The sequence below is a fragment of the Citrobacter freundii complex sp. 2024EL-00216 genome, assembly GCF_043945515.1.
Lineage (GTDB): Bacteria > Pseudomonadota > Gammaproteobacteria > Enterobacterales > Enterobacteriaceae > Citrobacter > Citrobacter portucalensis.
Genome location: NZ_JBIMRA010000003.1, coordinates 356521 through 369496, shown reverse-complemented (window position 1 = coordinate 369496; position 12976 = coordinate 356521). Strand labels below are relative to the sequence as shown.

Here is a 12976-nt window from a genome sequence, read left to right as displayed (position 1 = left end):
GTGCTTTTGCCGTTACGCACCACCCCGTCAGTAGCTGAACAGGAGGGACAGCTGATAGAAACAGAAGCCACTGGAGCACCTCAAAAACACCATCATACACTAAATCAGTAAGTTGGCAGCATCACCTTCCTTCTCCAGACCGGACAAAGACCGGATTTTGCCTTGCTGTGATGAATCCACCAGACAGGCATAGAAGTTGGAGTTGTGTTTATTGCCCGTTTGAAACCCAAAAGAAGACGGCACTGTGACCGCAAGGGCAGGGAGTAGCTAAAAGGAAATGCTCAGGCTGGATGGAAGAGGCCGAGTGATGGTAACTGTGGCTAAGATGACCAGAAATCTACCGGAACCCCAGAAAGCAAAAAACCAGCCCGTAGGCTGGTTTCTTTAAATAGTGGTGCCCGGACTCGGAATCGAACCAAGGACACGGGGATTTTCAATCCCCTGCTCTACCGACTGAGCTATCCGGGCAACGACGCGCATTAAAACCGATTCGCTTCGTTTCGTCAACGAAATTTCTTCAAATCAACGCAGACTGCACAATCTATCACCACATTGTTGCTATTGCACGCATTCTCAGGCAAAAAATGCCGTCCACGCGGCGGAAAGCGGCATTGCCAGCAGAAGGGCAGGAAGCATATTCACAACCGCAAACATTTTGATTCCACAAATACGTAAACCGGTTGCCAACAACAGTAGCCCACCTACGGCGCTGAAATCGGCCATCATGGCTGGCGTCGTTAGGGGCAAAATCATTGCCGCGCAGGTGGCAAGCGTTAACTGGATTGCCAGCATTGGTACACAAATTGCCGATACCGCGATACCTAATGAACAGGCGAAGATGATGGCCGTGAAGAAATCAAGAAACGATTTGGCGATTAAAATATTCGGGTCGCCGGTCATCCCTTCATGTATAGCCCCGAAGATCCCGGTACCACTGGCGCAAAATAGCACGATGATGGCCACATAGCTCTGGATGAAGGATTCGTGCGTGGTTTTGGCATCCGACCGGGTGAAAAGCTGCTGCGCTTTGGCAACCGCGGTATTGATCCCTTTTTCCAGATAACAGAACTCACCAATTAATGCACCGACCAACGTAGCCAGGACCATCACCGGTAGGTTAGCGCACTTGATAACCAGCAAAATACCAATCCCCAAAGAGCACAGTCCGAATATGGAGGTCATGGAGGCACGAATGCGTTCCGGTAAATGCTGGCTGAGTAGTGCGCCGAGAACACCACCAAATAAAATGGCGCCAGCATTAATAAAGGGTCCAATTACCACGTTTGCTCCTGCATACCCATTATCGTCTTGATGCTAAAGGCAATTCTCTGGGTAAAATATGTTTTCAGATTGCATTATTATGCCGCGATTGACAGGCGGATTGCTTGTTTATCTGTGAGGTTCAGGCTCCGGATTTTATCTTGCGCCTGAAAGTGAAAGGTGCCATGATTGCGCGAATTTTCTCCTGTCTGAATGGGGCTGCCTGGGATGATATTACTCCCCCTACATCGCCTTCAACATCGCCTTTTTGCGCGACGTTTGCCCCTTCCTGCGACTTATCTTTACGCTCCCACCATGCGGTGAGGGCAGCGCACGCTCACTGCAGGATAACAGTAAAATCAGAGGCTATCTGCTTTTACTGATGTCTGGCGGTCGGGGCTGGTAACCAGTTTGACCTGTCATTTCGTGGGCAAAGCAATATGGCTTTGTCCGGGACTTTTGATTTTCCCGAAACGGGTTATTGCGCTTATGAAATCAATGAAAATTGCCGCCAGTGGAGAACTGGTTTCTCGTCTGTCCAGCCATCGTCAGGTGGTGTCGCTGGACAGTACTGATTTTACTGACGTTGCGGCAGTCGTCATTACCGTTGCGGATAGCCGCAGCGGGATCCTTGCTTTGCTGAAACGCACCGGTTTTCATATACCCGTGTTTCTGTTCGCAGAGTCGGATGTTGATCTGCCGGCGGGCGTGAATGCGGTCATTCGCGGTCAGGCGCAGGACTGGCTGGAGCTGGAGTCTGCTGCCTGTCAGTATGAAGAAAATTTGCTGCCGCCGTTCTATGACACATTGACTCAGTATGTCGAGATGGGGAACAGCACATTTGCCTGCCCAGGACATCAACACGGTGAGTTCTTTAAAAAGCATCCCGCGGGGCGCCATTTCTACGAGTTCTTTGGCGAGAATCTGTTTCGCGCGGATATGTGCAACGCCGACGTTAAGCTTGGCGATCTGCTGATTCATGAAGGCTCGGCGAAACATGCGCAGAAATTTGCCGCGAAAGTTTTCCACGCGGATAAAACCTACTTTGTGCTGAACGGGACCTCTGCGGCCAATAAAGTAGTAACCAATGCGCTGCTGACGCGCGGCGATCTGGTGCTGTTTGACCGTAATAACCATAAGTCGAACCACCACGGTGCGCTGATCCAGGCGGGTGCGACGCCGGTGTATCTGGAAGCGGCGCGTAATCCGTTTGGCTTTATTGGCGGTATTGACGAGCACTGCTTTGATGAGGAGTATCTGCGCCAGCAACTTCGCGAGGTTGCGCCGCAAAAGGCCGATCAACCGCGCCCGTTCCGTCTGGCGATCATTCAGCTCGGCACCTATGACGGTACGATCTACAATGCCCGGCAGGTGATCGACAAGATCGGTCATCTGTGTGATTACATCCTGTTTGACTCTGCATGGGTCGGTTACGAGCAATTTATTCCGATGATGGCCGATGGGTCACCGCTGCTGCTGGAGCTTGATGCTAACGATCCGGGGATTTTTGTCACCCAGTCGGTACACAAACAGCAGGCCGGATTCTCGCAAACTTCGCAGATCCACAAAAAGGATAACCATATTCGCGGTCAGGCGCGGTTCTGCCCGCATAAGCGTCTGAATAATGCATTTATGCTGCATGCTTCTACCAGTCCGTTTTACCCGCTGTTTGCGGCGCTGGATGTTAACGCCAAAATCCATGAAGGCGAGAGCGGCCGTCGGCTATGGGCGGAGTGTGTGACGCTGGGCATTGAGGCCCGTAAAGCGGTTCTTACCCGCTGCAAGATGATTCAGCCGTTTATTCCCCCGGTAGTTGATGGCAAACCGTGGGAAAGCTATCCGACGCAGGTGATTGCCAGCGAGCGCCGCTTCTTTAGCTTTGAACCAGGTGCTAAATGGCATGGTTTTTCCGGCTACGCGCGCGACCAGTATTTCGTTGACCCTTGCAAACTGCTGTTAACCACTCCAGGCATTGACGCACAAACCGGGCAATATACCGAGTTTGGTATTCCGGCGACGATTCTGGCGCATTACCTGCGTGAAAACGGCATCGTGCCGGAGAAATGCGACCTTAACTCGATTCTGTTCCTGCTGACCCCGGCAGAAAGCGCAGAGAAACTGGCGCAACTGGTGGCGATGCTGGCGCAGTTTGAGCAGCATATTGAAGACGATACGCCGCTGGCAGATGTGCTGCCCACCATCTTCAATAAGTATCCGGTACGCTATCGGGATTACACCCTGCGTGAACTGTGCCAGGAGATGCACTCACTGTACGTCAGCTTTGATGTGAAAGATCTGCAAAAAGCGATGTTCCGTCAGAAAAGTTTACCTGCCGTGGCGATGAACCCACAGGATGCGAACAGCGCTTTTATCCGTGGTGATGTTGAACTGGTGCGGATTAGTGAAGCAGCTGGCCGCATTGCGGCGGAAGGTGCGCTGCCTTATCCTCCGGGCGTGCTGTGCGTGGTACCGGGCGAAGTATGGGGTGGGGCGGTACAGCAATATTTCCTGGCGCTGGAAGAGGGCGTAAACCTGCTGCCAGGCTTCTCGCCGGAGCTGCAAGGAGTTTACAGTGAAACGGATGCAGACGGTATTAAGCGTCTGTATGGATATGTGGTGAAGTAAGTGCAAAAAAAGCGGGTTACCTTTTGGCAACCCGCTTTTCTATACGTAAACGTTAGTGCGCGATAGTCTGGGTACCTGCTGGAACGCGTACGTGTTTGTATTTAAACAGCGCAACGAAGGCAAAAGCCAGAACCAGCGAGTAACCTGCGAAGATCAACCACACGGTCTGCCAGTCGGTAATACCGTTCAGCGTATAGTGTTCAACGACTTTACCGCTCACCAGTCCGCCCAGAATACAACCGAAACCGTTGGTCATCATCAGGAACATACCCTGTGCGCTGGCGCGGATTTCAGGGCGTACTTCTTTCTCCACGAACACGGAACCAGAGATGTTGAAGAAGTCGAAGGCGCAGCCGTAAACAATCATCGACAGAACCAGCAGCACGGTACCGAACGGCGTTGGATCGCCGTAGGCAAACAGGCCGAAGCGCAGCATCCACGCCACAATACTGATAAGCATCACGTTCTTAATACCGTAACGGCTTAAGAAGAACGGGATGGTCAGGATAAACAGCGTCTCGGAAATCTGTGAAATCGACATCATCACCGATGCGTGTTCCACGATAAAGCTACCGGAGAACAGTGGGTTGTTATCGAAGCTGTGCAGGAAGGTGTTACCAAACATATTGGTAATCTGCAGCTCTGCGCCCAGCATCATTGAGAAGATGAAGAAAATCGCCATACGCTTGTTTTTAAACAGCGCGAAAGCATCCAGACCGAGCATTGATGTCCAGCTCTGGTTTTTCTGCTGATTGGCAACCGGAATATGCGGCAGCGTCAGGGTGAACAATACCAGTACCAGGGACAATGTCGCACCGATGTACAGCTGCATATGGCTCAGTTCAAAGCCGGAGAAGCTCACGGCCCACATCGCCAGAATAAAGCCGATGGTGCCCCAGATACGAATTGGCGGGAAGTCGGTAACGATATCCATCCCGGCAGATTGCAGGCGATAGTAGGAGATGGTGTTGATTAGCCCCAGTGTTGGCATATAGGCCAGGGAGTTAAGCAAGATCACAAAGAACATGGCCCCTGGCGTGGTGACTTCGGCTGCGGCAAACAGCGTTCCTGCGCCGACCAGGTGGCAAAGGGCGTAAACCCACTTCGCACTGATCCATTTATCGGCCACGATCCCTAACAGCGTTGGCATAAACACGGCGGCGATCCCCAGCGAGCTATACACCGCGCCAATGGATGCACCATCGAATTTAAGGGTGACAAACATATAGGAGCCGAGGGTAGTGAGCCAACTACCCCATAAGCAGAACTGCAGAAACGAGAGAACTTTCAGCTGCAGCTTAAGATTCATGTTAATTTCCTCACACCGTAATGCGGATGAATGTTTTAAAAGGCACATTTGCCGTGGCTATATGATGTGATTCTATCAATGAGAGGCACTCTTTTTTTGTTACCTGTGACAAATATTTGCAAACAATTTCTGATTGCAAAGCAAAAGGGTGATGGAGTTAACATTTTTGGTGCTTCAGGCCCCCGTTTTAGGGGGCTGAAGAGGAATACATTAGCGGCGTCGATAGGATTTTTGTGCGGAATTGACCTTGTAAAGGTATCGGCGTGATTCAGCAGAGGGATGTCGGGTGGTCAGCGTTTGATAAACGTCACCTGGAGACATGCTGTTAATGATATTCGCGGCCTGAATTTTATCGTTCGAGAACACGCGTAGCACGCTGCCCGCGCCGCCGTTATACGCGGTGATTACCGCATAGCGACGTGAGGTCGGATTATCGATACCGCCCAAATAGACATTGTTGAGCATTGCCAGATAGGCCGTACCGGTATCAATGTTGCTGGCCGGGTCAAATAAGAAGCTACGGCTTGGTGTGCCTGAGCGCCCTTGCGAGCGGAACACATCTTTCCCGGCGCTGTGCTGTACCACCTGCATCAGTCCCAGCGCATCGGCATGGCTCACCGCATACGGGTTAAACGAGGATTCGGTTTGCATGATAGCCAGAATCAGCGACTCGTCGACGCCATACTTACGTGAAGCCTGACGCACCATGCCAACGTATTTATGCGCGCGCTTATCAAGGTGGTTCGGCACCAGATTGATCGTCACGCTATAGATGATACGCAGGCCATTGCTGCGGCTTTTAAGTCGTGTTTGCAGCAGGTAGTTGGCAAAGTTGGTGGCACGCCCCTCCCAACGAATGGGCTGGCCGGTATTATCAACCACCTGTCCGTACAGGAATGGTTCTTTGGAAATCTTAATGTCGTCGACATCGGAATAGAGGTCGATAGAACCCGGATCATCGCCCATCAGCAATGTCTTGATAATCGCCCGACGCAGGTGTCCGGCGGGATCTGTCCCGGCAATGGTCTCGACGGTTATCGTACCGTCATCAAAGTTGATGTGGCTGCGGGTTTGATACTGATCGGTATACTTTACGTAGTCCTTCGGACCCGCAATCAGCACTTCCTTAAATCCCCACAAATTCTCAATATTATGGGCAAATTGCCCCATCAGAATATCAAAACCGTTGGTATCCTTGACCCAGGCTTCGTTATAGGAATCGCCTTTTTTGGTCGAACTGGAACAGGAGATGAGCAACGGCGCAATAACGGCAAGCGCGAGAAATTTTTTCATCATTCCGGGAGTGCGTGTTGTGTTTGTTGTTTGCAAGGACCAGATTAAATCGTAGGCCGGATAAGCGCAGCGCCATCCGGCAACGGTTCTTATGATTCTGGCGTATAGCCTTCAATATGCACATCCTTACCTTCAAACAGGAAGTTAATCATCTCCTGTTCCAGTAACTTACGGTGTTCGACGTTCATCATATTGAGTTTTTTCTCGTTAATCAGCATGGTCTGTTTATGCTGCCATTGCGCCCATGCTTCTTTAGAAATCTCGTTATAAATGCGTTTTCCCAGATCGCCCGGGTACAGCTGAAAATCCTGGCCTTCTGCTTCGCGTTGCAGGAAAGTGCAAAAAATCGTTCTGCTCATAAAAAGTCCTCTCTATCGTCCGGTACGTTAAACGTGTGTACCGGCACGTAATTGCTGTAACAAACGCTCCACGGGAGCCGCCAGTCCGACCGACGGCGGTTGCGCTAAGTTATACCAGAGCGCGTTGCCTTCATCCATGCATGAGGTGAATGAAGACACGGGAAGCCACATAGGCACAATATCTAAGTGGAAATGGCTAAAGGTATGGCGAAACGCATTAAGTTGGGTCAGATTATCTGCGTTAATTTGTCGTTGCGCCAGCCAGTTGCGCAGTCCATCTTCGTCGTCAAACTGCGGAAAACAGTATAAGCCACCCCATAAGCCGCTGGGCGGTCGCTGTGAGAGCAGCACTTCGTCATCATGCTGCATCAGTAAAAAATAGCTCGTTCGTTCCGGTAACGTCTGTTTGGGCTTTTTACCGGGATACAGCGCCCAACTTGCACTGGCGCTCGCCACACAGCCATTTTCCAACGGACACAGGGAACATTTAGGTTTTGAGCGCGTACAGACCATGGCGCCTAAATCCATCATCGCCTGATTAAAACGCTCAACACCCTGGGCCGGCGTAACTTGCTCGCTCAGCTCCCACAGCTTCTTTTCGACCTCTTTTTTACCCGGCCAGCCGCTTACAGCATAACAGCGAGCCAGCACGCGTTTGACGTTACCGTCGAGAATCGGAAAATGCTGACCCAGAGAGAGAGAAAGGATCGCGCCTGCGGTTGAACGTCCGACGCCAGGTAGGGCGGCTACTTCATCAAAGGTTTGCGGAAATATACCGCTATGCAGCGTCACAACCTGCTGCGCGGCTTTATGCAGATTACGCGCACGGGCGTAATAACCCAGCCCGGTCCACAAATGCAGAACTTCATCCAGCGGCGCATGGGCCAAATCCGTTACCGTTGGGAAGCGCGCCATAAAGCGCTCAAAATAGGGGATAACGGTCGCAACCTGAGTTTGTTGCAGCATTACCTCAGAGAGCCATACTTTGTAAGGCGTCTTGTCAATTTGCCAGGGCAGCGTTTTCCGCCCGTATTTGTCGTACCAGCTCAAAACCTGAGCCGAAAATTGAGACGCTTGCATGATTACCGTTTCATTATTGCCGGGGGCAAGATTGCAGCACAGCGGCAACGGGGTGTAAACCGGAACTTTCCGCTGCTCACTTTCTTCCTTTACTTGCATCCGGCAACTAACTTTGGATAATGCCCGTTTTCAGAACTCAAACACAGCAGACTAAACTTTTATGAAGAACGACGTCATTTCACCGGAATTTGATGAAAACGGCCGCCCTCTGCGCCGGATTCGTAGTTTTGTTCGTCGCCAGGGGCGACTGACGAAAGGGCAGGAACACGCGCTGGAAAACTACTGGCCGGTGATGGGCGTTGAGTTCAGCGAAGAGCCTGTAGATTTCGCAGAACTGTTTGGCCGTGACGCGCCAGTCACGCTGGAAATCGGTTTTGGTATGGGAGCGTCGCTGGTTGCAATGGCGAAAGCGCGTCCGGAACAGAATTTCCTCGGCATTGAGGTTCACTCACCGGGCGTTGGTGCGTGTCTGGCTTCAGCCCATGAAGAGGGTGTCGAGAACCTGCGCGTCATGTGCCATGATGCCGTTGAAGTCCTGCATAAAATGATTCCTGACAATTCTTTATCTATGGTTCAGCTGTTTTTCCCTGACCCGTGGCATAAAGCACGTCATAATAAACGCCGTATCGTTCAGGTACCGTTTGCTGAGCATATCTTAAGTAAGCTGAAGCTGGGCGGCGTGTTCCATATGGCGACCGACTGGGAAGCGTATGCGGAGCACATGCTTGAAGTGATGTCCTCGATTGACGGGTATAAAAACCAGTCAGAGAGTAACGATTATGTACCGCGCCCGGAATCGCGCCCGGTAACCAAATTTGAACAACGTGGTCATCGTCTTGGCCACGGCGTATGGGACTTAATGTTCGAGAGGGTGAAATAATGGCAAAGAACCGTAGCCGTCGTCTGCGTAAAAAGATGCACATCGAAGAATTCCAGGAAGTAGGATTTTCGGTTGCATGGCGTTTCCCGGAAGGTACATCTGGAGAGCAGGTCGATCAAATCGTTGATGACTTTATCAATGAAGTCATCGAACCGAACAAGCTGGCTTTTGACGGCAGCGGCTATCTGGCCTGGGAAGGTCTGATCTGTCTGCAGGAAATCGGCAAATGCACCGAAGAACACCAGGCAATCGTGCGTAAGTGGCTGGAAGAGCACAAACTCGAAGAAGTGTGTACCAGCGAACTTTTCGATATTTGGTGGGACTAAGTAGCACAGGGTCGGCAAATGCCGGCCCGATTTGTATTGAGGGAAAGATATGATGCGCAAAACGCTGCTGGCGGCAGTCCTAACGTTCACGGCGATGGCCGCACATGCAGATTACCAGTGCAGCGTCACCCCGCGTGACGATGTGATTTTGAGCCCACAAACGGTGCAGGTGAAGGGCGAGAATGGCGACCTGGTTATTACCCAGGCTGGTGATGTCACCTTCAACGGTAAACAGTACAACCTGAACGCCGCACAGCGTGAGCAGGCCAAAGATTATCAGGCGGCGTTGCGTAGCAGCCTGCCGTGGATCGACGAAGGTGCCAGAGCGCGCGTAGAGAAAGGTCGCGTGGCGCTGGACAAAATCATCGCCAAAGAGGTCGGTGAAAGCAGCAACATGCGTGGCCGCTTAACCAAGCTGGATGCGCAATTGAAAGAGCAGATGAACCGCATCATCGAGCATCGAACTGATGGCCTGACTTTCCATTATAAGGCGATTGATCAGGTCCGCGCGGACGGACAACAGCTGGTGAATCAGGCGATGGGCGGCATTTTGCAGGACAGCATCAACGAGATGGGAGCGAAAGCCGTGCTCAAAGGCGGTGGTAATCCACTGCAGGGCGTACTCGGAAGCCTCGGTGGTTTGCAGACCTCAATTCAGAACGAATGGAAGAATCAGGAACAAGACTTCCAGCAGTTTGGCAAAGATGTTTGTTCCCGCGTTGTGACGCTGGAAAACGATCGTAAAACGCTGGTTAGCACTCTGAAATAATCTTCACCTCTTATTAACGGCACAGAAACATTCTGTGCCGTTTTATTTTGTATATTTCTGTTTTTTTGATATCCATCTCTAAGAACGGCAATTTGGTGGAGATATAAATCTGGTTAATTGGAACTCGTCACATTATTCATCTGTAGGATAGACATAATGCTGCAAATTCAAGTAACTGGAGAAATAACATGGAGTTTTTCAAGAAAACGGCACTTGCCGCACTGGTTATGGGTTTCAGCGGCGCGGCGCTTGCACTGCCAAACATCACCATTTTAGCGACCGGCGGAACGATTGCCGGCGGTGGTGATTCCGCGACAAAATCTAACTACACGGCAGGCAAGGTTGGCGTAGAAAATCTGGTTGAGGCCGTACCTCAATTGAAAGATATCGCTGTCGTTAAAGGCGAGCAGGTGGTGAATATCGGCTCCCAGGATATGAATGACGAAGTCTGGTTAACGCTGGCGAAAAAGATTAATACCGAGTGTGATAAAACCGACGGCTTCGTGGTAACACATGGTACGGATACCATGGAAGAAACCGCCTATTTCCTCGACCTGACCGTCAAGTGTAACAAACCGGTGGTGCTGGTCGGCGCAATGCGTCCGTCTACGGGTATGAGCGCTGATGGCCCGTTTAACCTGTATAACGCAGTAGTAACTGCCGCAGACAAAGCCTCTGCCAACCGCGGAGTGCTGGTGGTGATGAACGACACCGTTATGGATGGTCGTGACGTGACTAAAACCAACACTACCGACGTCGCTACCTTCAAATCCGTTAACTACGGCCCGTTGGGTTACATCCATAACGGTAAAATCGACTACCAGCGTACGCCTGCGCGTAAGCACACCACGTCTACTCCGTTCGATGTGTCTAAGCTGACCGAGCTGCCGAAGGTTGGAATTGTTTATAACTACGCTAACGCCTCTGATCTGCCGGCAAAAGCGCTGGTGGATGCGGGTTACGCCGGGATCGTCAGTGCGGGTGTAGGTAACGGTAACCTGTATAAAACCATTTTCGATACGCTGGCAACCGCCGCGCATAAAGGTACCGTTGTAGTGCGTTCATCCCGTGTACCAACGGGCGCCACTACACAGGATGCAGAAGTTGATGATGCAAAATACGGATTTGTGGCTTCAGGTTCCCTGAACCCGCAAAAAGCACGTGTTCTGCTGCAGCTTGCGCTGACTCAAACCAAGGATCCTAAGCAGATCCAGGAAATGTTTAATCAGTATTAATCGATGAAGGTGGCTGCGCTTACCGCCCTAACCCTGTAGGCCGGATAAGACGCAGCCGCCATCCGGCAATTTTCCTGATGGCGCTACGCTTATCAGGCCTACGTTCACCAGCCATCACTCCGCCAGAAACAGCTCCAGCAGCGAATTCAAGAACAGCTTACCGTGTTGGGTAATCTGCCAGTACTCATCGCATTCACTCAGGTAGCCCTGGGAAATAGCCTCATCGATCTGTCGACGAATAACGTCTTCGGTAAGACCGGTATATTGCGTAAACTCCGCGCGAGGCGCGGCTTCCAGCAGCCGGAAACGGTTCATGAAGAACTCGAACGGCTTATCGGCTTCGGCGACATCGCGCTGGCTTTCGAGATAACGCCCTTGCATATACCCACGCGGATGCCGTGTTTTGGTGGTGCGCAGGATGCGTCCGTCAGGGAATGTGATCTTACCGTGTGCGCCGCAGCCAATGCCAAGATAGTCGCCAAAACGCCAGTAGTTAAGGTTGTGCTGACACTGATAACCCGGTCTGGCGTAGGCTGAGGTTTCGTACTGCTGATATCCCGCGGCGGTCAGTAGCTGGTGGCCTTGCTCAAAAATATCCCACAGCGCGTCATCGTCCGGTAAAACCGGCGGTCGGGAACCGAACAGCGTGTTGGGTTCGATGGTTAACTGATACCAGGAAAGATGCGGTGGGTTGAGCGCGATGGCCTGCTGTAAATCGCCCAGCGCCTCTTCCAGCGTCTGATCCGGCAAACCATGCATCAGGTCGAGGTTAAAGCTGCGTAGCCCCAGACCGCTCGCCAGGTGTGCTGCTCGTTTGGCTTCTTCCGGCCCGTGAATACGTCCCAGACGTTCGAGTTTGGCGGAGCTAAAGCTCTGTACGCCAATCGAGATACGGTTGACGCCAGCGCGTTGATAATCCACAAAGCGATCGGCTTCCACCGTCCCGGGATTCGCCTCCATCGTGATTTCTGCATCTTCGGCCAGATTCAGCCGTGCTCGCACGCCGTCGAGCAGCGTTTGCATCGCCGGGCCAGAAAGCAGGCTCGGCGTACCACCACCGATAAAAATCGTCTTTACTTCACGGCCCTGGGCATGGGCTACCTCAGTATCCAGATCGCTCAGCAGATGCTGCACATAGTCGTCATGAGGGACTTCGCCCTTTAGCGCATGCGAGTTGAAGTCGCAGTACGGGCATTTCTGCACGCACCACGGGATGTGAATATAAAGACTTAGCGGCGGAAGCTTAACCATTACGCAGGGCATCCAGCAGCAGCTTTAGCGCCTGTCCGCGGTGAGAAATTGCACTCTTTTCTTCACGGGTCAGTTCGGCTGCGGTTTTCCCTTCAGACGGCACAAAGAAGATCGGGTCGTAGCCAAAACCACCGTTTCCGGCAGGTTCGCGGGTAATCACGCCCGGCCAGCTTCCGTGGCAAACAACAGGCGTTGGATCGTCTGCATGGCGCATATACACCAGCACGCAGTGGAACTGCGCCTGGCGCTTGTCATCAGGAATATCCTGCAGGGTGTGAAGCAGTTTTTCCAGGTTCTGCTGATCGGTCGCATCTTCGCCGGAATAGCGGGCTGAATAGATACCCGGCGCGCCGCCAAGGGCATTTACTGCCAGACCTGAGTCATCAGCAATGGCCGGTAAGCCGGTAATTTGCGCGGCATGACGCGCCTTCAGAATGGCGTTCTCAATAAACGTCAGCCCGGTCTCGTCTGCAGAATCAACACCCAGTTCCGTTTGGGCAACAACATCAAGACCGAAATCACTCAGAAGAGAGGCGAGTTCACGCACTTTACCGGCATTGCCGGTCGCGAGGACAACTTTTTGCATGGG

The 12976-nt window shown here is 52.0% G+C and carries 13 protein-coding genes and 1 tRNA gene; 5 read left to right on the top strand and 9 right to left on the bottom strand.

Translation table 11 applies throughout. From position 1 onward, the window contains the following. The 3 genes from ACHHZ7_RS06050 to ACHHZ7_RS06040 form a co-directional block, all read right to left on the bottom strand. Positions 1–71: IS1 family transposase (locus tag ACHHZ7_RS06050; protein ID WP_001568368.1), on the bottom strand; the 71-nt coding region annotated here is incomplete at its 3' end. Between the two features lie 321 nt (positions 72–392). Further along, a tRNA-Phe gene (locus ACHHZ7_RS06045) sits at positions 393–468 on the bottom strand. Positions 469–573: 105 nt separating this feature from the next. Further along, complete coding sequence (locus ACHHZ7_RS06040; RefSeq protein ID WP_060683237.1) at positions 574–1281, bottom strand: DUF554 domain-containing protein; 708 nt, start codon at positions 1279–1281, stop codon at positions 574–576. A 468-nt stretch (positions 1282–1749) separates the two neighbouring features. Here ACHHZ7_RS06040 and ACHHZ7_RS06035 point away from each other — a divergent pair, with 468 nt between their 5' ends. After that, entirely contained in the window at positions 1750–3885 is a 2136-nt protein-coding gene (locus ACHHZ7_RS06035; protein ID WP_060683238.1) for an ornithine decarboxylase, read from the top strand. Between the two features lie 52 nt (positions 3886–3937). On the opposite strand, the gene ACHHZ7_RS06030 is transcribed toward ACHHZ7_RS06035, so the two are convergent. The 4 genes from ACHHZ7_RS06030 to mutY all read right to left on the bottom strand — a co-directional run bounded on the left by ACHHZ7_RS06030 (position 3938) and on the right by mutY (position 7926). Further along, a complete protein-coding gene (locus tag ACHHZ7_RS06030; protein WP_008785778.1) occupies positions 3938–5194 on the bottom strand; it encodes a nucleoside permease in 1257 nt (418 codons plus the stop codon). A gap of 210 nt (positions 5195–5404) precedes the next feature. Continuing rightward, on the bottom strand, positions 5405–6490 hold the full coding sequence (mltC, locus tag ACHHZ7_RS06025) for a membrane-bound lytic murein transglycosylase MltC (RefSeq protein ID WP_008785777.1): 1086 nt from the start codon (positions 6488–6490) through the stop codon (positions 5405–5407). Positions 6491–6576: 86 nt separating this feature from the next. Beyond that, complete coding sequence (locus ACHHZ7_RS06020; protein ID WP_003027126.1) at positions 6577–6846, bottom strand: oxidative damage protection protein; 270 nt, start codon at positions 6844–6846, stop codon at positions 6577–6579. A 27-nt stretch (positions 6847–6873) separates the two neighbouring features. Next, positions 6874–7926: an A/G-specific adenine glycosylase gene (gene mutY, locus ACHHZ7_RS06015; RefSeq protein ID WP_060683775.1), complete on the bottom strand. Its 1053-nt coding sequence runs from the start codon at positions 7924–7926 to the stop codon at positions 6874–6876. Between the two features lie 160 nt (positions 7927–8086). Here mutY and trmB point away from each other — a divergent pair, with 160 nt between their 5' ends. The 4 genes from trmB (at position 8087) to ansB (ending at position 11136) form a co-directional block, all read left to right on the top strand. Further along, on the top strand, positions 8087–8806 hold the full coding sequence (trmB, locus tag ACHHZ7_RS06010; RefSeq protein WP_003825406.1) for a tRNA (guanosine(46)-N7)-methyltransferase TrmB: 720 nt from the start codon (positions 8087–8089) through the stop codon (positions 8804–8806). Further along, on the top strand, positions 8806–9132 hold the full coding sequence (locus tag ACHHZ7_RS06005; RefSeq protein WP_395148763.1) for a YggL family protein: 327 nt from the start codon (positions 8806–8808) through the stop codon (positions 9130–9132). Before trmB ends, ACHHZ7_RS06005 begins: the two co-directional genes overlap by 1 nt. Before the next feature lie 49 nt (positions 9133–9181). Then, entirely contained in the window at positions 9182–9901 is a 720-nt protein-coding gene (locus ACHHZ7_RS06000; protein ID WP_003825409.1) for a DUF2884 domain-containing protein, read from the top strand. Between the two features lie 188 nt (positions 9902–10089). Next, a complete protein-coding gene (gene ansB / locus ACHHZ7_RS05995; protein WP_003027108.1) occupies positions 10090–11136 on the top strand; it encodes an L-asparaginase 2 in 1047 nt (348 codons plus the stop codon). A gap of 114 nt (positions 11137–11250) precedes the next feature. Here the strand turns inward: ansB and hemW are convergent, their stop codons facing one another. Both hemW and ACHHZ7_RS05985 read right to left on the bottom strand, forming a co-directional pair. After that, positions 11251–12387 (bottom strand): radical SAM family heme chaperone HemW, encoded by a 1137-nt coding sequence (gene hemW, locus ACHHZ7_RS05990; RefSeq protein ID WP_003825412.1) that lies wholly within the window; start codon positions 12385–12387, stop codon positions 11251–11253. Further along, positions 12380–12973: an XTP/dITP diphosphatase gene (locus tag ACHHZ7_RS05985; protein ID WP_003825414.1), complete on the bottom strand. Its 594-nt coding sequence runs from the start codon at positions 12971–12973 to the stop codon at positions 12380–12382. The genes hemW and ACHHZ7_RS05985 overlap by 8 nt, the downstream gene beginning before the upstream one ends. Between the last annotated feature and the right edge of the window lie 3 nt (positions 12974–12976).